Genomic DNA, 21,120 nt, shown 5'->3' with positions numbered 1-21,120 from the left:
TCCGGAGTGGTGGTGTGTCGGCGGTGGTCAGGTGATGGCACCCGCGAACGTGACCGCCCGCGTGCGCCGGTAGAGGTCAGGAAGGTCTGCGGTATCGGCCACGACGGCGGTCGCGTCCCCGGCATCGAGGGCCGCCTCTGCATCTGTTCGGTTGGCCGTACCGCCGAGAACCAGCACGCGGTGGGCGATACCGCACCGCCGGGCGACCAGCGCATCATTCTGGGGGCGGTCGCCCACGAACCAGCTTTGCGCGGGGTCGGCATGGGCGAGCGTGATGGCCTCCTGCAGGATCCGGGGATCCGGTTTACGCACGCCGACCTCATCGGAGCAGATGTAGGCAGCGATCACGTCATCGAGTCCGTGCCCGCGGCACTCAGCGCGCACAGCGCGGCCGCTGGCCGTGTTCGAGACGACCACAACGGGCACGCCCTCGTCGCGGCACATCAGGGCGAGCTCGCGGATTCCGGGCCGCAGGACGCGGCGAGACTTGGCACGGCCCCACTCCTGGGCGAGTCCCACGCATTCTGCGCGCAGCACGGCACGCATCCGCGGTGGCAGGCCGGCACCCACGAGGTCATCCCAGAACATGCGGGGGTCGACCTCGGCGTTCGGCGCGCCGGAGGCCTCGTGCAGGCGCCTGTTCCGGGCCTTGAGCTCGGCGTACTCGCCCAGCGCGCGCTCAATGGCTGTGGCGATCTGCTCAGCCGAGACCGGTTCGGCCGAACTGCTGAGCCGATCGGCCACCCGCTGGGCGAATGCCGCTCGGCCCACCTCGTCACGGCTGGATCCGGAGATCACGCCGCCGTGATCGAGAAACACCGCAGCGCGGCGCCGCAGAGATGCGGTGACCGGGCGAGGTCCCGCATGCTCGGACCGCGGGTCCGAGGCAGGTGCCGGGCCGGGTCCAGCTGGAACCTCGTGGCGGTGCTCCGTCTCTGCTGCGACGGTGGCATCCAGCGCAGCGACCACGCCGCGCGGATCCTCGCACACGAGGTCTGCATCCGCGGTCACAGCGAAGGGCGGCGAGTCGGTGTGTTGGCTCCGGGTGACCAGGACCGCGCCCGCACCGGCGCGACGTCCGGCGACGACGTCTCGATCGAGGGTGTCCCCGACGTACCAGCATTGCTGGATCGGAATGCCGAGCGCCTCGGCACCGAGAACCAGGATGCCGGGATGCGGCTTACGGATCCCCACCTCGTCGGAGTAGACCTGCACGGCGAACCGTTCCTGCAGTCCGTGCCGGCGCAACAGCGCACGGTGACTCTCCCCGGAGTGGGCATTGGAGACGATTCCCACGCCGATGCCGAGGCGGTCGGCCGAGTCGAGGAGTTCGCGGACTCCCGGACGCAAGGTGTGATCGCTGAGCATGGACGTCTGCAGGCGGAGCACCTCGTCCGCATCGGCGGCCAGTGCGGCCCGTAGCGGCGCCTCAAGGTCAGAGGCGAGGAAGTCCGCGACGATCTCCCGATGACTGAGCTCCCTCGGTTCCGGACGACGCGAGGCGGCGTGCTTCCAATGCTTCAGCGCCGCCAGCCCGCTCACGAAGGAGGCAGCCACCTGGTCCTCATCGGGCGCCAACCCGAGGAGATCAAGCCGGGCCAGCACGGAACGAACCCAGTCAGTCACACCGCCGGCACGTTTCGCGGTCAGAAACACCACGCCACCGAAGTCCAACAAGAGGCCGCGGGGTGACAGGAGCCGGCCGGTGGTGTGACTTTCCGTTTCCATCATCGGCGTGGTGCTGCCGAGGAGGTCACGTGGTGCGTGGTGGGTGGACATCATGCTCCGGTCTCTTGGGGTCGTCGTGCGTGCCACTGGCCCGCGACAGCGACGTTAGGACGACCGGGTGTGCAGAAAGCGACGCCCAGATGAACACTCTGGAGCGTTCCAGAGGCCACTTCTGGAACGCTCCAGGATGGGTGCGTGTGCACACGAACGTCCGGTTGGCTGTGATACAAACCAGAACATGCCCGACCCCCAGCCCCGTCCCACGATCATGGACGTGGCGCGGCAGGCGGGAGTGTCAAAGTCACTCGTCTCGCTAGCGCTACGCGGCGACCCGGGGGTCAGCGCCAGTTCCCGGGACCGGATCCGCACCATCGCCACCGATCTCGGCTATCACTCCAATCGACTGGCCCGGGCCCTCGCTCGAGGGCGGAGCCAGCTCGTCGGCGTGGTACTCAACGATCTGCACAGTGACCACCACACCGATGTGGTGGCCGGGCTGGAGGACGCAGCTGCCGAACGCGGCATCGAGATCCTCATCGCCCACGGGCGCCGCGACCCGGCAACCCTGGCCCAGCGGATCGACTCCCTCGCTGCACTCGGCACCGACGGCATCGTGGTGGTCTCGGCACTGCTGGACTCAGCAGAGCTGGAGCGAGCAGCGGCTCGTTACCCTCTCGTCCAGGTGGGCCGGCCGAACGAGGTGGGCTCCGCCGTCGCCGCTGTGTACAACGATGACGAACACGGCACATTCCTCGCCCTGGAGCACCTGCGGGCGCACGGGCACGAACGGATCGCGCACCTGACGGGCTCGCCGCGCGCGGCGGCGCAGGCACGGCGTCGGGCCTACCTCGAACTGATGATCCGCGACGGGCTGAACCCGGCCGTCTTCGAGGACGCCGCCCGTCTCATCGATTTCGTCCGCTCGGCGCCGGAGACTGCGCCGACGGCGGTGTACTGCGCGACAGACCGGCGCGCCGTGGAGGTTGTGGGGGTGGCGCTCGACGCCGGACTCCACCTGCCAGCGGACCTGTCCGTGGTCGGATACGACAACAGCGATGTGGCGCGACTGGTGCGGCCCCAAGTGACGAGTCTCGATCAACCACGACTGCTGATCGGGCAGCGTGCGCTGCAACTCCTCGAGGACGTCATCGGCGGTGCGGCACCCCGGATCGACGTGGTGGAACCGAGTCTCGTGGTGCGCAGCTCGGTGGGACCGCCGCGGTCCTGATCAGCTCATCCGGCCCGCTCGGGGAACTTCCCCTCGGCGCGGATGCGTGCGTTCAACTCCTCCAGGTACTGGCTCTCGTCGAAGTCGAGCGGTACCTCGCGGCCGAGCCAGGCGGAGAGGTGGATGGCGTTGGCCAACCGCACACCGTTCATCCCGTCCGAGCCAGGCGCAAGGAGTGGTTCTTCCCCCCGGATATTCGCGGCGAAGTTGCGTAGCACCTCACCGTGCTGGGAGCCCCACGCGGAGTCGAACGAGAGGGTCTCGGTCTCCTGCATTTCCGCGAGTCCGAGTTCGCCCCGGAACATCTTGCGCACGTCCTCGGCGGGCACGCCATCGCTGATCTCCCGCTCGTCCTTGACCAGTCGGGTCACGGTGGCGGTCGCGGAACCCTCCACGACGATCTTGCCCTTGTCGCCGAGGATCTCGAAGCGGTCGGTGCCGACCAGGTCGTGGGTCGCCGTGATGAACACCCCGGTGGCGCCGTCACCGTAGTCCACCAGGGCGGTCACCTCGTCTTCGACGGCGATGTCGCGACGGAACCCGAAGCCCGCCTTGGCCACCACGGACTTCGGCACACCGCAGATCCACTGCCACAGATCCAGCTGGTGCGGGGCCTGGTTCACCAGGACGCCGCCGCCCTCGCCACCCCAGGTGGCACGCCACGCGCTCTGCTCGTAGTAGCCCTGCGGGCGCCACCACGTGGTGATGATCCAGTTCGAGCGGCGGATCGCACCGATCTCCCCCGCGTCCACGATCTCCTTGATCTTCCGGTACAGCGGGTTGGTGCGCTGGTTGAACATGATCGCGAAGGTGAGGTCCGGCTTGGTGGCGGCGAACTCGTTCAGCTCTCGCACCTGTGCCGTGTAGACGCCGGCAGGCTTCTCCACCAGCACGTGCAGCCCAGCTTCCAGGGCGGCGATCGCCACCTCGGGATGCAGGTAGTGCGGGACTGTGGTGACCACGGCGTCCACGGCACCACTGCCAAGGAGGTCCAGGTACTCCTCGAACAACGGGGTTCCCGGGTGCTCCTCGGCCACGAGCGAGCGGCGGGCGTGGTCATGATCGGCGACGGCCCCGAGGGTGGCTCCCGCAATCGAGCCCTCGGCGAGCATCCGGGCATAGGTCGATCCCTGGGCGCCGTAACCGATGATCCCGACCCTGACCTGTTGCGACACGTTGTTGTCCCTTTCGCCGATGAACGTCCCGATCACCCTATGGCGGGCGACCCGCCCCGCGGAGGTGTTGCCGCCGGTTGCCGCCGCTGGGCGGGTCTCCCCCTCCCTCCGGGCCGGGCAACGATGCGAGGATGAGGACATGATCGTTGTGACCACGAATGAGATCCCTGGCTACCGCATCGACGCCGTGATGGGCGAGGTGATGGGCTTGACCGTGCGCGCCGCCAATGCCGGTCAGAACTTCGTTGCGAGCTTCCGCTCGATCGGCGGTGGCGAGGTGACCGAGTACACCCAACTCGTCTACGAGAGCCGCCAGGAGGTCATGAACCGGATGGTCACCGAGGCGCAGCGCCGTGGCGCGAACGCTGTGATCGGGATGCGGTTCGACACCGGCGACATTGCTCAGGCATTTTCCGAGGTGTGCGCCTACGGTACGGCGGTCTACGCCGTTCCACTGGGTGAGGATGAGGAGGGGCACACCAAGCAGTCTGCGCAGGTGGCCGCGCAGGCCACCTCGGCGTCGACGCCTCAAGGGCCCGGCGCCTCGCAGCCGCCCCCGGCCGCCGGATACGGGGCTCAGGCGCCGGCAGCGCAGCAGCCGCCGGCACCCCAAGCGGGATACGCCGAGCAGCCCGGCTACGGCCAGCAGCCGCCCCCGCCGCCATCCGGGTACGGTCAGAACCCCTACCAGTAGGGCCCTTGCGCCCGCGCGATGCAGCACTGGCTGGAACGGGCGCATTCACGCGTACTGAGCTCAGTCGAGCTGGAGCAGCGCGTTCTCCACCAATTCAGGCATGGCCGGGTGGATCCAGTACTGCCCCCGGGCCACCTCACGTACATCCTGATCGAAGCTCATCGCCTGAATCAGCGTCTGAATCAGCGTGGGGGCCTGCGGGCCGATGATGTGCGCCCCGAGGAGGCGACCAGTCCCCTTCTCCGCCACCAGTTTGGCGAACCCGGTGGTGTCCTCCATGGCCCAGCCATAGGCGATATCGGCGTACGCCTGGCGCGCGACCGAGATGTCGATGCCCTGGGCGCGCGCCTGCTTCTCGGTGAGGCCGACCGAGGCGACCTGGGGCGAGGAGAAGACCGCGTGCGGCACGTACCGATGGTCGCTTGCGCGGAGCCGGTCCGGGTGCAGCAGGTTGTGCTGGACGATCCTGGCCTCGTGGTTGGCCACATGCTTGAGTTGCCACGGGGAGCAGATGTCGCCGAGAGCCCAGACACCGTCGACCGTCGTGCGCTGGTACTCATCCACCACGAGCAGTCCGGCGGGGTTCACTCCCAGACCACCGGCCGTGGCATCCAGCAGATCGGAATTCGGCACACGCCCGACGGCCACCAGTAGTTCGTCGGTCTCAAGCGTGGTCGACCCGTCAGGTCCTTCCAACTCGAGGTGGATCGCGGTGCCGTGCGAAGCAGCGCTGCGCACGCGGGTGTTCAGTCGCACGTCCCAGTGCTCCGAGGCGATCTCCGTGAAGCGCGCCGACACCTCCTCATCCTCACCCCGCAGTAACGCCTCCGAGCGGTTGATCACCGTGACTGCGACGCCGAGCGAGGAGAACACGTGAGCGAGTTCCGAGCCGACGAAACCGCCGCCAAGAACTGTCAGGTGCCGCGGCAACCGATCGAGGCGCATGATCGTGTCACTGGTATGGAAGTCGATATCGGCCAAGCCGTCGATGGCCGGGATGAAGGGTCGCCCACCTGCCGCCACCACAACCTGGTCAGCCGTCACCTCCACCTCAGGACCGCCGTCGTTGGGGGTGACCTGTACCCGGCGTTCACCGGTGAACCTCGCAGTTCCCTGGTACACCTGCACGTGCGCATTGTCCTGATGCGAGGTGCGGTACTCCAGGCCACCGGCGGCGATCGGGTCGATGCGGCCGAAGATACGATCGCGGATGTCAGCCCAGCGCACCTGATCCAGCGTCTCGTCCACGCCGAACCGGGACGAGGATCCAGGCGTGGCCGCCACATCGGCGGTGTGCACGAACATCTTCGTCGGGATGCATCCGACGTTCAGACAGGTACCCCCGAATGTTCCACGCTCCACGATGGCCACCGTGCGGCCGGCGAACTCCTCGGAGAGGATCGAGTTGCCCGATCCGGTGCCGATCAAGAGCAGGTCGACGTGGGGCACAGGCGATTCCTTCCGGGCGGATGCGGGATGCCCGCTCAGCCTAACCACGCAGCAGGATCGCCCCGCACGCCACCAGGCATGGGCTCAGACCGCGGAAGGCGCCCGCACTGCCGTGAGCCTGCAGCAGCCACACCAGCTAGCTCTCGCCATCGAACAGCCCACCGTCGAGCAGCCAGTGATACCGCAGTCGCAACGCACGTTCGGTGCTTGCCACCAGCGTGGCGACCACGAGCGCGATGTTGAGCCATCCGTACAGTGCGATCGGCGAGGTGAACGTACCCAGCCGCTCGGCCACGGGCGGAATCTGGGAGACCTCCTGCGCGATCTGCGGGAGGCCGAGAATCAACGCAACCACCAGCACCGCGACGGAGACGAACCCGATGGCCCGGCTCAGGCCCGGCCGCGTGCGCTCCAGACGCTCGCGTCGACCTTCGGCGGAGGCGGGATCCGGGCGGAACTGCCGCTGCTGACCGGCATCGGGCACGTAGTGACAGCGCTTGAGTCCGTAGGCGCTCGTGGCCACCTCCACCGTGCCCCCAGGCACAGCGAACGCGGCAGGTAGCTTGGACCAGGCGTGATGGTGGCCGTCGCGGTAGAGCTGGGCCAGCACGTCGCCGTTCTTGTCTCCCCACAGCCGCACGTCCACGGACCACGTGTGGTGCTCGCCACCCTCCTCAGCGATGTCCAGGTGGAGCAGGGCCCGAGAGAGTGGCTGCCACCACCGGTACCGCTGGAGCGGGTGACCATCCCCCGGCTTGACCTTCCGTGCCGCGCGCCGGCGCTTCCAGTCCGAGTACACGCGCCCACCCTAACGAACCGGCGGCGCGGCACGCGCTCGCTCGCCGTCCCCAGATGCACGCGAACAAGAACCGGCCCACGATGGGTTCATGACCCATCACGCGCACATCGAGAACGTCCCAGCACAGCAACAGGAGTGGCCCGGCCGCACGGCTGATATGGACCCACAGCCCGATCACGGCGAGACCAGTTACACCGGAAGGGCACGCCTTGAGGGGAAGAAGGCGCTGATCACCGGCGGTGACTCAGGTATCGGGCGAGCCACAGCCATCGCCTTTGCGAAGGAAGGCGCCCACGTGGCGATCGCCTACCTTCCGCAGGAGCAGGAGGACGCCGAGGCCACCCGGGCGGCAGTGGAGAGTGCAGGCGTCGATTGCGTGCTCCTGCCCACCGACCAGCGCACCGAGCAGGCCAACAATGAACTGGCCGCGGCCGCACTGGAGGCGCTCGGCGGCATCGACATCCTGGTGAACAATGCGGCCTTCCAAATGGGCCAGCCTGGCGGGATTGTCGATATCCCGAGCGGACAGTTGGAGCGCGTCTTCGAAACCAATATGTTCGCCACATTCTGGTTGACCAAGGCATTGGTGCCGCACCTGCAGGCGGGCGCGAGCATCATCGTCACCACGTCGATCCAGGCCTACAGCCCATCCGAGCAGCTCCTGGACTACGCCGCCAGCAAGTCCGCGCTGAACAACTTCATGGTCAACCTGGCCTCGGAGTTGGGGCCGCAGGGCATCCGGGTGAATGCGGTGGCACCGGGACCGATCTGGACCCCGCTGATCCCCAGCACATTCGACGAGGAGAAGGTGGAAGGATTCGGCTCCGACACACCGCTGGGTCGACCGGGGCAACCGATCGAGGTTGCTGCCGCCTCGGTCTTCCTGGCCTCCGACGACGCCAGCTACGTCAGCGGAACCGTCCTCGGCGTGACCGGGGGCAAGCCCGTCTTCTGATCGGACACGAGTCGCGTCGAGCGCGGGTCAGCCCGCGCCGCGCGGCTTGATCCGCACCGGCGGCAGCGTGGGCGCCGGAAGCGGATCGCCGGGATCCTCGGGAAGGTCGAAGTGGGTGCGGGGCACCCCGTGACCTGCCCCCGGCGTTTCCGGCGAGATCGCCGGCTCGGCCGTCCCCGGCATAGCCTGCGCGGCGCCGATCTCCGCCTGCCACGCCGCTCGGAAGGAGACGATCTCCTCATGGCTGCGGCCCACGAAGTTCCACCACATGACGATTTGCTCACCGAACGCAGGCCCCCCGATCACGAGCAGACGCGCCCCGTGCTCCCCTGCTACCAGGGCCATCGGATCAGCGCACGCCTCGCGGAAGGCGAGGTGATCGGGGGCCACCCGAACGCCGTCGGCCACCACCTCGCCGTCATCCACCAGCACGCCCAGCTCGAACATTCCCGACGGCGTGAGGCTCACCTGCGCCCCGGGGTCCAGCCGGAGCTCGGCGCCGAGCAGCTCCGTAGCCGTGGCAACCGGTGAGGTATCCCCGAACGCACTGCCGAGGAAGACCTGCGCGGAGTACCCGTCTCCGCGCACGACCGGTGGCTCGTAGGTGTCGAATCCGCGGCCACCGAAGCGCTCCCGCTCCGGCAGCGCGACCCACAGTTGCACCCCGTGCAGGGTGGTGGTCTCAGGGGTAGAACGTTCGGAGTGACTGATCCCGGACCCCGCGGTCATCAGGCTGAGCACACCGGGGTTCACCGTGGCGATATGCCCCGCCGAGTCCCGGTGCTCGATCTGCCCGGAGAACAGCCAACTGACCGTCTGCAAGCCGGTGTGCGGATGCGGTGCCACGTCCATCCCGCCGCTGCGAGCCACATCATCAGGACCGTAGTGGTCAACGAAACACCACGCCCCGATCAGTGAGAGAGCGCGCTGTGGGAGAGTCCGCCGGACGGACATTGCGCGTGGGCCCCCGAGCGGCACGGCACGTGGCTCGAGCACGCGCACCTGCGCGGGACCGTCGCTGGCATCGTTGGCCGCACACACCACTTCGGTGGGCCGGGCTTCCACATTGCTCATCGCTGTTCCCTGGACACGGTCCTCATTGTGCTCCCTCAGGCATGCCCGCGCCTATCCAGGAAGCGACACACCGGCACGAAATATGTGACCTCGGCGCAATGAAATACATTCCCTTGGCATCCTGCCGGACGTCCTTCCCTCCTCTTTCCGAACAGCGAAATCGGGTCTACTCTTTGTGAACAACGGCTACTCGGGAGGTTTTTCGAATGAGTTCCCTCGCAGAAATGCCCACTGTCTCCGAATGTTCAGTTGAAGGCTGCTCCTACAACGATCACTCGCACTGTCACGCCGCTGCGGTCACCATCGCCGGTTCCCCGGGGGACGCGCACTGCGCCACGTTCATCCCGTTGAGTTCGAAAGGCGGTCTGGACAAGGTGATCTCCCATGTGGGCGCGTGCCAGCGCGCCGACTGTTCGCACAATTCCTCACTCGAATGCACGGCCAGTTCTGTCCGTGTGGGTGCAGGTACCGATGAAGCGGATTGCCTGACCTACGACCCGCAGTGAGCGTGGCCGGACCGGTCGCCATCGTCGAGCGGTGGGTGGCGGCCGGCGGCCGGTTCCGCATCCGGCACGGGCGAGGGGCCCTGATCGTCGAATTGATCACCTGCGACGGTCTGGACATCGCCGAGACCATCACCGTGCCCGACGGCGACCACGACGAGACGTTCATGGCTCGCCTCTCCCGTTTCCACGATCCAGCGCCGTGAGGTGCTCCTGTTCGTCACCTGGTGGTCGCCCCTCGCTCACCTTTCGTTCGCCTGCCCTCCCTAGTGTGATTCGGTCCGCGTTCCCCTGACCGAAGGCACAATTTCCGTGGCCAGCAGATCGGGCCGGTTCCTCGCCGCCCTCACCGCATCGACACTCGCCGCTCTCGGCGCCGTCGCCCTCCCCCCGGCGCTCTCCGCGAGCGCCGCCACCCGCGACTCGGTGTTCGTGTCCGAGATCGTGGCGAACAACGCCAGCTACGACAACTACGAGTGGCTCGAGCTGCACAACCCCTCCGGCGCGGCGGTCGATCTCGCCGACTACCAATTGGCTTACACCTACGGTGACTCCGACGACACCAGCGGCGACGTCGCGCTGACCATCGACGACGACGTCACTCTCGCCTCCGGTGAGACGATCGTGCTCTGGCTCAGCTACACCAATGCAGATGGCACGCTCGACTCGTTCGCCCGGACTGAGGCCGAGTTCCGCACCCACACCGGCACCCCGGAGACCGCTCGCGTGGTCCGGATCACCGGCCAGCCCGGGATGGCCAATGGTGGCGACCGGGGCATCCGGGTGACCGCTCCCGATGGCGATGAGACCCGCTCCTTCTACCCGGCCGGATCGATGGGCAACGATCTGAGCACCACATTCCGGCTTCCCGCCGAGGCGGGCCAGCGGTCCTATCCGGTCCTGGCCACCCTGGCTGAGCCCACGCCCGGAACGCTCGACCCGGAGAGCCTCGTTCCCGCCGACCCGGAACCGGGGCCCGATCCGGAACCTCAGCCCGGACCCGATCCGGACCTGATCACGGCGCCGCTGCAGGTGACCGAGATCCTGCCCGACTCCACGAACGTGGGCACCGCGGACGGGTACGAATTCATCGAGCTGTACAACGCCACCTCCGAACCGGTGGACTTCTCCGACTACGCCCTGACCTACCTGTACCCGCAGGACACCACCACGAACACCAACGAGGCGCACTGGCCGAGCGTGCCCCGTGACGTCACGATCGAATCGGGCGGCACGCTGGTGCTGTGGGTCAAGAACGGGCAGAACGATGACCTCGGCGATGCCGAGTTCAACGCCCAGTTCGGGACCGAGCTGACCCTGGGCACCGACCTGGTGGAGGTCTTCGTCGGCGGGATGGCCAACGGCTCTCCCCGTGGCGTCGAGATCCGCACCAACACCGGCTTCGGGATCAACCGTGCCTACTACAACATGACCGATGCGGATGACACCTCGGCTGACCAGGGCATCCGGTACGCGGTGAACCCCGAGGACCTGAGCCTGCAGACGCTCGTGGACACGGCCCCCGCGACTCCGGGAGCCGTGCAGGCGGACCAGGTGCCGGATGGGCTGATGATCGTGCCGGAGGACACCGTCGCGCCGGTGATCGAGGGTGGCACGGCCGACGAGATCGACCCGGCCGAGGACTTCACGCTCGAATTCACCCTCACCGACGATGTCCAGGTACGCACCGCCACCTTGACGCTGACCAACGACGTAGACGACGCACCCCGAGAGGTCTCACTCACCCACGGCCCGGATGACCGCTACACCCATACGGTCACCGCCGCCGATCTGACCGGGAAGAGCTGGTACGAGTACACCCTCACCATCACCGACGGCGCCAACGAGGTGACCACCGAGGCGGTGCGCGTTCCGATCGCCGGGGCCGTGACGGACCCGGTACGGCTGAACGTGACCGACGGCGAGTTCGTCTCCGGCACCACCACGATCTCCGCCGCGGGCGAGACCTACCCGCCCGAGCTGGAGCTCTCGATCGATGACGCGCCCGTGTCCACCGAGCCGAGCCTGGAGGATGCGCCGCTGTTCGTGTTCGAGGTCTCCCAGACCGACTTCTACTTCCGCAATGGCGTCCGCATCGGTGAGGACGTGTTGTTCATCTTCGACGAGGGCACCTACTCCAATACGGAGACCATGTCCACGCCGGTGCCCCTGGAGTACCTCACTCAGGGTGAGGACGTCACCGTGAGCGTGTGGGCGGGCACCAAGGCCGCGCCCGAGATCGACGAGAACGAGAACAACGACGACTTCGTGATCTCCGGGATGCGGCTGATCCTGCCGGATGGGCGCACCTTGACCCCGGCTGGGTACGACGATCCGAACCAGACCATCGCCATGGGTGATTCCACCGGCAAGCACGACTTCTACGATTCCGTCTTCACTCTCCCCGACGACGCCTACACCGCGCTCGCGCACGAGTGGGACACCACCGCCGTCGCTGACGGTGAGCACACGGTGCGTGCGATCGACGGTGACGACGAGGCCAGTGCCGCGGTGCTGGTGGACAACACCGCGCCCCAGGTGACGCCGTCGGTCAACGATGGTCAGACCTACCAGGGCGAGATCGTGCTGGACGCGCAGGTCAGCGACGGCGCGGGCGCCGGAGTCGAATCCACCACCGCCACCCTCGACGGCGAGCAGATCGAGCTCCCGCACACCACGTCCTCGGTGGAGCTGGAGGCCGGGGACCACGAGCTGATCATCGAAGCCGCCGACGGCGTGGGGAACGTGACCGAGTCCGTCACCACGTTCGTGGTACCGGACGAGGAGCCGCTCGGGACCGGGACGGCTCCGGCCGACGGCGCGCAGGTGCCGGCCGGTGACGTCACACTGACCGCCACTGTGTCCGACCCGACGGGTGACCCGCTGGATGTGCAGTTCCGGCAGGGCTACCGTTACGAGCTCGGCGATGACGAGGTCACCGCCAGCCAGGGCACCACGCGCGATGCGGCGGCCATCGAGCGGGACGGTGCGGTACTTGCCACCGCGGATCTGTCCACGCAGGCAGGTCTGGACCCGGTGACGTCCTCGACCGCGCTGCCGTACACGCAGTTCGACGTGCAGGTGCCCGCCGAGGCGGGCGACGCAGCCGATGTGCGCCTGGCCTGGGAGGGAACGGCGAACGCCGATTCCCAGGTGATCCTGTACGCGCTGTCTGCCGACGGCGCAGCATGGGTGGAGGTGGATCGTCACCACACGCAGGCCGATGGTGAGGAGATCTCCCTGGGCGGGACGGTCGCCGCCGGCGATCACGCCACCGAGGGGGCCGTGACGGTGCTGGTTCAGCACTCCGAGGGCTTCGCCGGTGCGGACCTCAGCGACCGGGACGACACCGTGGAGCCGTACCACCCGGATGACACCCCGCGCAGTGAGTACGACTTCACCATTGGGTGGGAGTCGGATACGCAGTACTACAACGAGGAGTTCTACGAGCACCAGGTAGCGATCCACGACTACCTGCTGGGTCAGCGCGAGGACATGAACCTGCAGTACGTCATCCACACCGGTGACATCGTCGATGAGTACGACCAGCCCTACCAGTGGGAGAACGCCGATCCGCAGTACGCGCGCTTCGACGAGGCAGCTCTGCCCTACGGTGTGCTGGCCGGCAACCACGATGTGGGCAACCAGCTCGCCGACTACTCGGTCTACAGCGAGTACTTCGGTGAAGATCGGTTCTCCGGGAACCCCTGGTACGGGGAATCCTTCCAGGACAACCGCGGGCACTACGACCTGATCAGTGCCGGTGGGATCGACTTCCTGATGCTGTACATGGGCTGGGACCCGGGCCAGGATGCGATCGACTGGATGAACGAGGTGCTCGCGCGCCACCCCGAGCGAGTCGCCATCGTGAACCTGCACGAGTTCATGCTCACCACCGGTGGGCTGGGCCCGATCCCGCAGCAGATCATGGACGAGGTGGTGGCCACCAACCCGAACGTGAGGATGGTCTTCTCCGGGCACTACCACGACGCCTTCACCCGGATCGATGGCTTCGACGATGACGGCGACGGCGTCGAGGACCGGAACGTGTACTCGATGCTGTTCGACTACCAGGGGCTGCCCGAAGGCGGTCTGGGCTACCTGCGGATGTTGCAGTTCGACAATGACGGCGAGCAGATGCGCGTGCGCACCTTCTCCCCCTCGGAGGACCGCTACAACTCGGACGACCCGAACCTGCTCGGCTCAGGCGAGGACCCCTACGAGTTCCAGGACTTCGAGGTGTCCTACGACGAACTCCGCATCGATCCGGACGTCAAGGAACTGGTGACCGACTCCTTCACCGCGGAGGTGCTCGGCGAGACCGTGATCGCCTCCTTCGAGGACGTCGCCACCGATGGGAGCCAGGTAGGCGCAGCGAGCGCCGATGGTCAGCGGTCCGTGGCACGGATGCCGATCCCCCACCCCGACGGCAGCATGACGCTCTCGGCCACGTGGACGCTCACCGAACCGGGCGAGTACGGCTGGTTCGTGGAGTCGGCCGACGACAACGGCGGTGTGAACACCTCTGCGGTGCGCACCTTCGTGGTGGTCGGCTCGGACGGGTCCAGCAGTGACGGTTCCGACGACGCCGGTTCGGACGGCTCAGGTTCAGATGGCTCGGGGTCGGACGGCTCAGGTTCAGACGGGTCTGGTTCAGACGGGTCTGGTTCAGACGGCACCGGTGCTGACGGCACTGGGTCTGACGGGTCTGGTTCAAACGGCACCGGTGCTGACGGGTCGGACTCCTCCGACGGCCAATCCGCCGGTGACGGCGACCTGGCAACCACCGGTCCGGGACCGATGCTGGCGCTGCTGAGCGCGGCCGCCGCCCTGGTGTTCGTGGGCGCCGTGATCCGACGGCGCCAGCTCCGCACAGCCTGAGTAGCCACGGCCTGAACGATCGCGGCCGGGTGCAGGGTTCCATCGGGCCCTGCACCCGGCCGCTGCCGTCTCGGGTCGGTGTTGCTCAGTGCTACTCCGTGCTACTCAGTGCTCGATGCTGCTCGGTGTTGTTCGGTGTTGTTCGGTGTTGTTCGGTGCCACGATCTGCCCAGCGCCAGACCGGTGCCCGGAAAAGGTGTGGACCGCCGTCGGCGTTCTCGCCACGATGGTAGCCATGGACACGCCCACCGCTCCCCTGCCGGATCCCGCAGCCATCTGGGATGCCCGCACGGCGGCCGCCTACGACACCCCCGGTATGGGGATGTTCTCTGCCGAGGTGCTCGGCCCCACCGTGGACCGACTGGCCGGGCTCGCCGACGGCGGGCCGGTGCTTGAGTTCGCGGTGGGGACCGGTCGGGTGGCGATCCCGCTCACCGAGCGCGGGGTGGCCGTCACCGGCATCGAACTCTCCGAGGCAATGGTGGCGCAGCTGCGGGAGAAGGTGAGCGAGGAGCAGTTGCCGGTGGCAATGGGCGATATGTCAGCCACCCGGGTGCCCGGGGAGTTCACGCTCGTCTATCTGGTGTTCAACACCATCTCGAACCTCCTCACTCAGGCAGAGCAGGTGGAGTGCTTCCGCAACGCCGCCCGGCACCTGCGCCCCGGTGGACGATTCCTCATCGAACTGTGGGTACCCGAACTGCGCAGCCTGACGCCGGGCAAGCGCGCCACCGTCGGGCACGTGGAGGACGGGTATGTCCTCTTCGACACCTACGATGTGCTCCGCCAGCACGTCGTCTCCCACCACGTGCGGTTCGCCGCCGACCCGGCCGAGGGCCACGAGGCGGAACTGTTCCGCTCCCCGCACCGCTATATCTGGCCGGCCGAACTGGACCTGATGGCCCAGCTCGCCGGGTTCGCACTGGAGTCGCGGCACGCGGACTTCGCGGGCACCCCGTTCACCGGGGAGTCCACCTCACATGTGAGCGTCTACTGCCTCCCGGCCGGCCCGTGAGCAGGGCCTAGAGGTCATAGTCGACGACGACCGGGGCGTGGTCGCTCAGCCGCGTGCCGCGGTGGTCCCGGTCGACCTCCGCCCGCCTCGCCCGCCGGGCCAGCCCGGGCGTGGCCAGGTGGTAGTCGATCCGCCAGCCCGTGTCGTTCGGGTATGCCTGCCCCAGCCAGCTCCACCAGGAGTACGGTCCGTCCACGTCCGGATGCAGCTGCCGCACGACGTCGACGAGTGTGCGCGGTGAGAGCTGCCGGCTCAGCCAGTCCCGCTCCTCCGGCAGGAAGCCCTCAGCCTGCTGGGAGCGCCGCCAGGTCGCCACATCCTGCCGGGTATGTGCGATGTTGAGGTCCCCGGTGAGGAGGAACTCGCGGCCGTTCGCCCTGGCTGCCCTCCGGGACCGGGCGAGCTGGCGGGCAAAGGCATCGAGGAAGTGCATCTTGCGCAAGTACTTCTCGCCGCCGTCCGGCGTCTCCCGCATCCGGCCCTGTCGCTGCAGGTGCTCCGGCAATCCACCCTTGGGCAGGTAGAGGGTAGCCACGGTCAGCGCTTTGTCGGCAAGGTCGACCTCGAGGTAGCGGCCCTCGGTGGCATACCGGGAGATCCCACGGGCCAGCGGGCCGGGATCGTCTCCGGTGACCCATGTGACCGGTTCACCCGGTGCGCGCACCACCACGTCCACGCCCCAGGTGCGCACAGCGACCGGAGCATGCCGGGTGAGGACGGCAACTCCGTTGCGGCCGGCGATACTGCCGGGATCGTAGACGGCACAGGAGGAGCCGAAGGCCTCCTCGGGGAGGTCGCGGACGGTGCAGCGGACCTCCTGCAGGGTGAGCACGTCACACTCTCGCTGCTCCATCCAGTCCCCGAAGCCGCGGCGATGAGCCGCACGAATACCGTTCACGTTGACCGAGGCGATGCGCACCGCACCAGGGTAGGTCGCTGCCCGGGTCACGACTGACCTACACGCGCAGCGTCCGGCCCTCCCGACGGCGATCAGTCGAGGGCGGCGCCCCACGCACTCGGTACGGCGGACCCGGCCGGGTACTCCTCCATCGGTACTCGCCCGTCCTTCCAGGCGGCGAGCACGTCATCACAGATCCGCCAGCATTCCTCGGCGGCGTCCCCGCGCACTGTGAGCATGGGATCACCGTCCAGGATCCCGGCGAGCACCTCGCCGTAGGCCTCCAGTTCCGCCTCCCGCAGCGACGTGGTGAACACGCTCTGCTCCAGGGCCAGCGGATCGGAGGTGCCATTGGTGGTGATCCGCAGCTCCATCACATCGGGGCTCAAACCGATCACCAGCTGATCCTGGGGATCGGGCCCGGTGAGCCCGTCCGGCAGATGCCGCACATCGGCGAACGTGATCACCACATGCTTGTGGGTGGCCCCGAGCGCCTTCCCCGAACGCAACGTGATCGGGATACCGGCCCAACGGGGATTCGCGACCTCCACCGTGACCTGGGCGAGCGTCTCCGTCTCCCGCTCCGGATCCACACCCGGTTCATCCACGTACGCCGGCACCTGCCGGTCCCCGATCGATCCCGCGGTGTACCGGGCGCGCCGGCTCGCCGTCTCCGGCCCGCCACCCCACAGCCGCGTGGCCCGCAGCACAGCGGCCGTGGCATCGCGTAGGTCACGGTCGGTGATCCGCGCCGGAGGTTCCATCGCCACCAAGGCAAGCACCTGCAGCAGATGGGACTGGATCATGTCCCGCAGGGCACCGGCATGGTCGTAGTACCCCGCCCGCCCCTCGAGGGCGAGCGACTCGTCATAGGCGATCTCGATGCTCTCGATGTGTTCCGCACTCCAGACCGCCTGGAACAGCCGGTTCGCGAACCGCAGGGCAATCACGTCGAGCACTGTCGACTTGCCGAGGAAGTGGTCCACCCGGTGCACCTGAGATTCCGGCACCAGTGTGGCCACCCGCTCGTTCAGTGCGCGCGCACTGGCCTCGTCCCGGCCGAACGGTTTCTCCATCGCCAGGTGCGTGCGGTCCGGAAGCTCAACCTCCTGCAATGCCGCACACGCCCGTTCGGTGACCGCAGGCGGCAGGGCGAAGTACAGCACGAGGTGACCACCGCCGTCGGGCACCTCCTGGTGGGCCCGGCGGCCGCTGCTGCGCGGGCGGATCACACACCCCTGCGCCTGTCCGAGCACCTCACGCAAGCCATCCGAATCGGTGACGTCTGCGCACACGTACGCGGCGTCGTCGGCGATCCGGTGGGCCACCTGCTCGGCAGCTCCACCGGCGATGAGTGCGCGTACGAGCAACTCCGCGAACTGTGCATCGCTCATCTCGACCCGGTCGGAGCCGACGATCCGCAGGGCACGGTCCGGCTCGCGCTCGAGCAACGAACCGATCCCGGGCAGCAGCAACCGCTCGGTGAGGTCACCGGAGGCGCCGAGGATCACCAGTGTGCAGGTGGGGGTCATCGCGGGCTCCGTTTCGCTGACGTGCGTGGACTACTGGCCGAGGGCATCGGCGGCACGCACCAGGGCCAGGTGTGAGAACGCCTGAGGGAAGTTTCCCATCTGCCGCGACCCTGCCGGGTCGTATTCCTCGGCGAGCAGGCCCAGCTCCGTGCGCAATCCCACCAGCCGATCCATCAGCGCGACGGCGTCCGGGCGCCGGCCGCTGTGGGCGTACTGCTCCACGAGCCAGAACGAGCAGGCAAGGAACGGATACTCGTCACCGCTGAGTCCATCGGTACCGTTGGTGCGGTACCGGAGCAGCAGGCCGTCATGGCGGAGCTCGGCCTCCATCTGCGCCACCGTGGCGAGCATCCTGCGGTCGTCGTAGGCGACGAACCCGGTCTGTGGGATCTGCAGCAAGGAGGCGTCCACCTCGCGGGTGTCGTAGTGCTGCGTGAACGCGCCGGTCTCGGGATGTACACCGCGGCTGAGGATCTCCTCGCGCAGCTGATCGCGCAGCCGGGCCCATTCTTGCGCCGGGCCGGGCAGGCCGTACTCGGCGACCGCTCGCACGCCTCGATCCAGCGCGGCCCAGATCATCACCCGGGAGTGGGTGAAGTAGTGCGCGTCGCCGCGCATCTCCCACAGCCCCTGGTCCTTGCGACCCATGGCGTCCACGGCGTAGTCGATCATCGCCCGCTGCAGCGGCCAGGAGAAGTCGTCCTCGGCCACGCCTGCGGCGCGGAGCTGGTCGAGCGCGATCATCACCTCCCCCACCACATCGGCCTGGAACTGCCCGACCGCGCCGTTGCCGATTCGCACCGGGCGCGAGTCCAGGTGCCCGGGCAGGTGACCGAGGGTGCGCTCAGGCAGCTGACGTTCCCCTGCGATCCCGTACATGATCTGCAGATCCTCGGGATCGCCGGCCACCGCACGCAGCAGCCAGTCCCGCCAGTGGTGGGCCACCTCGGTACGCCCGTGCGCGAGCAGGGCCTCCAGTGTGAGGGCGGAGTCGCGCAGCCAGCAGAACCGGTAATCCCAGTTGCGCACCCCGCCCGGATCCTCGGGCAGTGAGGTGGTCGGGGCCGCGACGATCCCGCCCGTCTCGGCGTGGGTGAGAGCGCGCAGCACGAGCAGCGACCGCTCCACGGCCTCGGCCCACGGTCCCTCGCACTCGGCGCGGGCGGCCCAGTCCCTCCAGAACTCGCGGGTGCTCGCCAATGCCGCGGCAACATCCAGGGGCGCCGGAGTCTGCCGGAACGAGGGTGCCCAGGTGAGGTCCCAGACCTCCTCCTGCCCCGCCGTCAGAGTGAACGTTCCTTCGTGGCAGTGCCCGGCGGAGGTGAGCGCGGGCCCACGCAGTACGTAGGCATCGGGTCCGGCGATGGCGAGCAGGTAGCCACCATCCTCACCATCGGCGTGATCAGCAGAAGCGGCGGAACGGTCGATCTCTGGTCCGTCCGGCACCCGACGGACCCACGGCAACGAAGCCGCGTACTCCGGGCGTAGCCGGAGGTCGTGCACGATCGCCACTTCGCCGCTGGTGCACCGCGCGATCCGCACGATGTCTGCGCGGTCGCCGTCGATCGGCATGAACTCGGTGATCTCGGCGGTGCCGGTGGGGGTGGTCCACGTACTGCGCAGCACGAAGGTACCCGGTTCGTAGATGCGCTCAGTCAGGGTGCCGCCCGCGGGTGCCATCAGCCATCGGCCGTGATCCGGCGTGCCGAGGATCGCAGCGAACACCGAGTCGGAGTCGAACCGGGGCAGACAGAGCCAGTCGATGCTCCCCTCGGCCGAAACCAGTGGGCCAGTGTGCAGGTCGGCCAGGAGGGCGTAGTCGCCGATGGGAGAACTCACCCGATCAGACAATCACGACGGCGGCCCACCCACAATCGCGTGGCTCTCGCTCAGAGCGGCGCATGGTGGAATGCTCAGTCGCGGCGCTCCAACTGGAAGATGGGGAACGCCCGCCCCTCCGCGGTCTTCTCGTACTCCGCGAATCCGGCTGACATGGCCTTGAATCGCTCCCACATCGTTGCTCGTGCCGGTTCGTCGAGTTCGGTCACCGAGACGGTGACCGTCTCCACCGGTTCACCGGGTACTTCGATGGTGGCGGTCTCGGTGCGCCGCAACCCGAACACCCACGCCGGATGACTCGGGGATCCGGCAGCCGAGGCCACCACGTGCCACGCACCATCGGTGGCAATCGAGGCCAATGGCACCACCCGCTCGGTTCCGTCCTTCTTGGGCACGTGCACGAGCACGAGCGACTTGCCGAACTGCATGGGTTCGTTCACCTCGCCGCCGTTGGCGCGGAAGGTATCGATGATCTGCTGATTGAAGTCCATATTCTCGGAACTCCGTGGTGGTGCCAGTCATTCCCAGCGCGTTAGCGTGGTGCTCGTGCCCCGACCCAGCGCCATGCCGAATCCGATCGTGGTGGATTTCCCGCTCCGCGGGGCCGGGTGGACGGCTGTGACCACCCCCGCTCACCGCATCCCCAGCCACGGCACGGATCTGCTCGGGCAGCGTTTCGCCTACGACTTCGTGCAGGTCGACACCCGCCCCGGGTTCCATGCGCACCCGGCTCCCACGTGGCGGATGCTGCTCAGCGGTGCGCCCACCCGGGAGTTCTACGCGTGGGGGCAGCCGGTGCATGCCCCGTGCGACGGTGAGGTGGTGCGGGTGGTCGATGGCGCCAAGGAGCGATCCTGGGTGCATCCGGCGCGCGAATCCGCCCGGGCGATCCACACCGGGGCCACGTTCCAGCCCGAGAACCCCAAGCAGATGGCCCAGGTGCTGGGCAACTACGTGATCGTACGAGCCGATCGCGGCGATTCGGTGTTCGTGGGGATGGGTCACCTGGTGCCCAGGAGTGCGGCCGTGCGGTCTGGGCAGCGCGTGCGGGCCGGGGACCTGATCGGCCGGGTCGGGCACACCGGGAACTCCACGATGCCGCACCTGCATCTGCAGCTGATGGACTCCGAGGATCTGCGGGTGGCCAAGGGCCTGCCGTGCGCGTTCACCCGGTATGACCTGGTGGAGAAGTCCGACGGCGGGGCCACCCTGGTCACGCCCGTCACCCACGGCGTGCCGGGGCGGTTCGAGCGCCTGATCGGCTCCGGCTGACCCTTCCTCTGCCCCTTCCTCGTCCTCCCGACGCTTCGCCCATCACTCTCCACGCCCTCCCCCACCGGCCGAGCGCAA

17 protein-coding genes are annotated in these 21,120 nt (G+C 68.0%); 8 read left to right on the top strand and 9 right to left on the bottom strand.

Annotated features, from left to right (window positions below; all coding sequences use genetic code 11):
• Positions 1-27: 27 nt before the first annotated feature.
• The gene (locus LQF10_RS08045; RefSeq protein WP_354002644.1) at positions 28-1,728 is read right to left on the bottom strand and encodes an HAD family hydrolase; all 1,701 of its coding nucleotides are present in this window, start codon (positions 1,726-1,728) and stop codon (positions 28-30) included.
• Positions 1,729-1,966: 238 nt separating this feature from the next.
• Here LQF10_RS08045 and LQF10_RS08040 point away from each other — a divergent pair, with 238 nt between their 5' ends.
• Positions 1,967-2,956 carry a LacI family DNA-binding transcriptional regulator gene (locus LQF10_RS08040; RefSeq protein ID WP_231066958.1) on the top strand — a complete coding sequence of 330 codons (990 nt, stop codon included), beginning with the start codon at positions 1,967-1,969 and terminating at the stop codon, positions 2,954-2,956.
• Between the two features lie 5 nt (positions 2,957-2,961).
• On the opposite strand, the gene LQF10_RS08035 is transcribed toward LQF10_RS08040, so the two are convergent.
• A complete protein-coding gene (locus LQF10_RS08035) occupies positions 2,962-4,131 on the bottom strand; it encodes a Gfo/Idh/MocA family protein (protein WP_231066957.1) in 1,170 nt (389 codons plus the stop codon).
• Positions 4,132-4,270: 139 nt separating this feature from the next.
• Here LQF10_RS08035 and LQF10_RS08030 point away from each other — a divergent pair, with 139 nt between their 5' ends.
• Positions 4,271-4,825, top strand: a complete 555-nt coding sequence (locus LQF10_RS08030; RefSeq protein WP_231066956.1) for a YbjQ family protein — start codon at positions 4,271-4,273, stop codon at positions 4,823-4,825.
• 60 nt (positions 4,826-4,885) lie between these two features.
• On the opposite strand, the gene LQF10_RS08025 is transcribed toward LQF10_RS08030, so the two are convergent.
• Together LQF10_RS08025 and LQF10_RS08020 are read right to left on the bottom strand one after the other, a co-directional pair.
• Entirely contained in the window at positions 4,886-6,274 is a 1,389-nt protein-coding gene (locus LQF10_RS08025; RefSeq protein ID WP_231066955.1) for a mycothione reductase, read from the bottom strand.
• Positions 6,275-6,410: 136 nt separating this feature from the next.
• On the bottom strand, positions 6,411-7,073 hold the full coding sequence (locus LQF10_RS08020; RefSeq protein WP_231066954.1) for a hypothetical protein: 663 nt from the start codon (positions 7,071-7,073) through the stop codon (positions 6,411-6,413).
• A gap of 88 nt (positions 7,074-7,161) precedes the next feature.
• Between LQF10_RS08020 and LQF10_RS08015 the strand changes: the two genes are divergently transcribed.
• Positions 7,162-8,028 carry an SDR family oxidoreductase gene (locus LQF10_RS08015; RefSeq protein ID WP_231066953.1) on the top strand — a complete coding sequence of 289 codons (867 nt, stop codon included), beginning with the start codon at positions 7,162-7,164 and terminating at the stop codon, positions 8,026-8,028.
• 27 nt (positions 8,029-8,055) lie between these two features.
• On the opposite strand, the gene LQF10_RS08010 is transcribed toward LQF10_RS08015, so the two are convergent.
• Entirely contained in the window at positions 8,056-9,102 is a 1,047-nt protein-coding gene (locus tag LQF10_RS08010) for a pirin family protein (protein WP_231066952.1), read from the bottom strand.
• Between the two features lie 206 nt (positions 9,103-9,308).
• Between LQF10_RS08010 and LQF10_RS08005 the strand changes: the two genes are divergently transcribed.
• The 4 genes from LQF10_RS08005 to LQF10_RS07990 all read left to right on the top strand — a co-directional run bounded on the left by LQF10_RS08005 (position 9,309) and on the right by LQF10_RS07990 (position 15,501).
• Positions 9,309-9,608, top strand: coding sequence for a DUF1540 domain-containing protein (locus LQF10_RS08005; protein WP_231066951.1), 300 nt, complete (start codon positions 9,309-9,311; stop codon positions 9,606-9,608).
• The gene (locus LQF10_RS08000) at positions 9,584-9,811 is read left to right on the top strand and encodes a hypothetical protein (protein ID WP_231067405.1); all 228 of its coding nucleotides are present in this window, start codon (positions 9,584-9,586) and stop codon (positions 9,809-9,811) included. Before LQF10_RS08005 ends, LQF10_RS08000 begins: the two co-directional genes overlap by 25 nt.
• A gap of 106 nt (positions 9,812-9,917) precedes the next feature.
• Positions 9,918-14,486 carry a lamin tail domain-containing metallophosphoesterase family protein gene (locus LQF10_RS07995; RefSeq protein ID WP_231066950.1) on the top strand — a complete coding sequence of 1,523 codons (4,569 nt, stop codon included), beginning with the start codon at positions 9,918-9,920 and terminating at the stop codon, positions 14,484-14,486.
• A 235-nt stretch (positions 14,487-14,721) separates the two neighbouring features.
• A complete protein-coding gene (locus LQF10_RS07990) occupies positions 14,722-15,501 on the top strand; it encodes a class I SAM-dependent methyltransferase (RefSeq protein ID WP_231066949.1) in 780 nt (259 codons plus the stop codon).
• Positions 15,502-15,508: 7 nt separating this feature from the next.
• Here LQF10_RS07990 and LQF10_RS07985 read toward each other — a convergent pair whose 3' ends face one another.
• The 4 genes from LQF10_RS07985 to LQF10_RS07970 all read right to left on the bottom strand — a co-directional run bounded on the left by LQF10_RS07985 (position 15,509) and on the right by LQF10_RS07970 (position 20,261).
• Positions 15,509-16,420, bottom strand: a complete 912-nt coding sequence (locus LQF10_RS07985) for an exodeoxyribonuclease III (RefSeq protein ID WP_231066948.1) — start codon at positions 16,418-16,420, stop codon at positions 15,509-15,511.
• Between the two features lie 71 nt (positions 16,421-16,491).
• Positions 16,492-17,931 (bottom strand): glucose-6-phosphate dehydrogenase, encoded by a 1,440-nt coding sequence (locus LQF10_RS07980; RefSeq protein WP_231066947.1) that lies wholly within the window; start codon positions 17,929-17,931, stop codon positions 16,492-16,494.
• Between the two features lie 30 nt (positions 17,932-17,961).
• Positions 17,962-19,770, bottom strand: coding sequence for a glycoside hydrolase family 15 protein (locus tag LQF10_RS07975; RefSeq protein WP_231066946.1), 1,809 nt, complete (start codon positions 19,768-19,770; stop codon positions 17,962-17,964).
• 74 nt (positions 19,771-19,844) lie between these two features.
• Entirely contained in the window at positions 19,845-20,261 is a 417-nt protein-coding gene (locus LQF10_RS07970) for a nitroreductase/quinone reductase family protein (RefSeq protein WP_231066945.1), read from the bottom strand.
• Between the two features lie 55 nt (positions 20,262-20,316).
• On the opposite strand from LQF10_RS07970, the gene LQF10_RS07965 reads away from it, so the two are divergent.
• Positions 20,317-21,042 carry a M23 family metallopeptidase gene (locus LQF10_RS07965; RefSeq protein WP_231066944.1) on the top strand — a complete coding sequence of 242 codons (726 nt, stop codon included), beginning with the start codon at positions 20,317-20,319 and terminating at the stop codon, positions 21,040-21,042.
• Positions 21,043-21,120: the final 78 nt, after the last annotated feature.

Origin of the sequence: Ruania halotolerans, assembly GCF_021049285.1 — a bacterium.
In the GTDB taxonomy this organism is placed as follows: domain Bacteria; phylum Actinomycetota; class Actinomycetes; order Actinomycetales; family Beutenbergiaceae; genus Ruania; species Ruania halotolerans.
The sequence above is the reverse complement of the archived record's forward strand: the minus strand, read 5'-3'. Positions and strand labels throughout refer to the sequence as shown.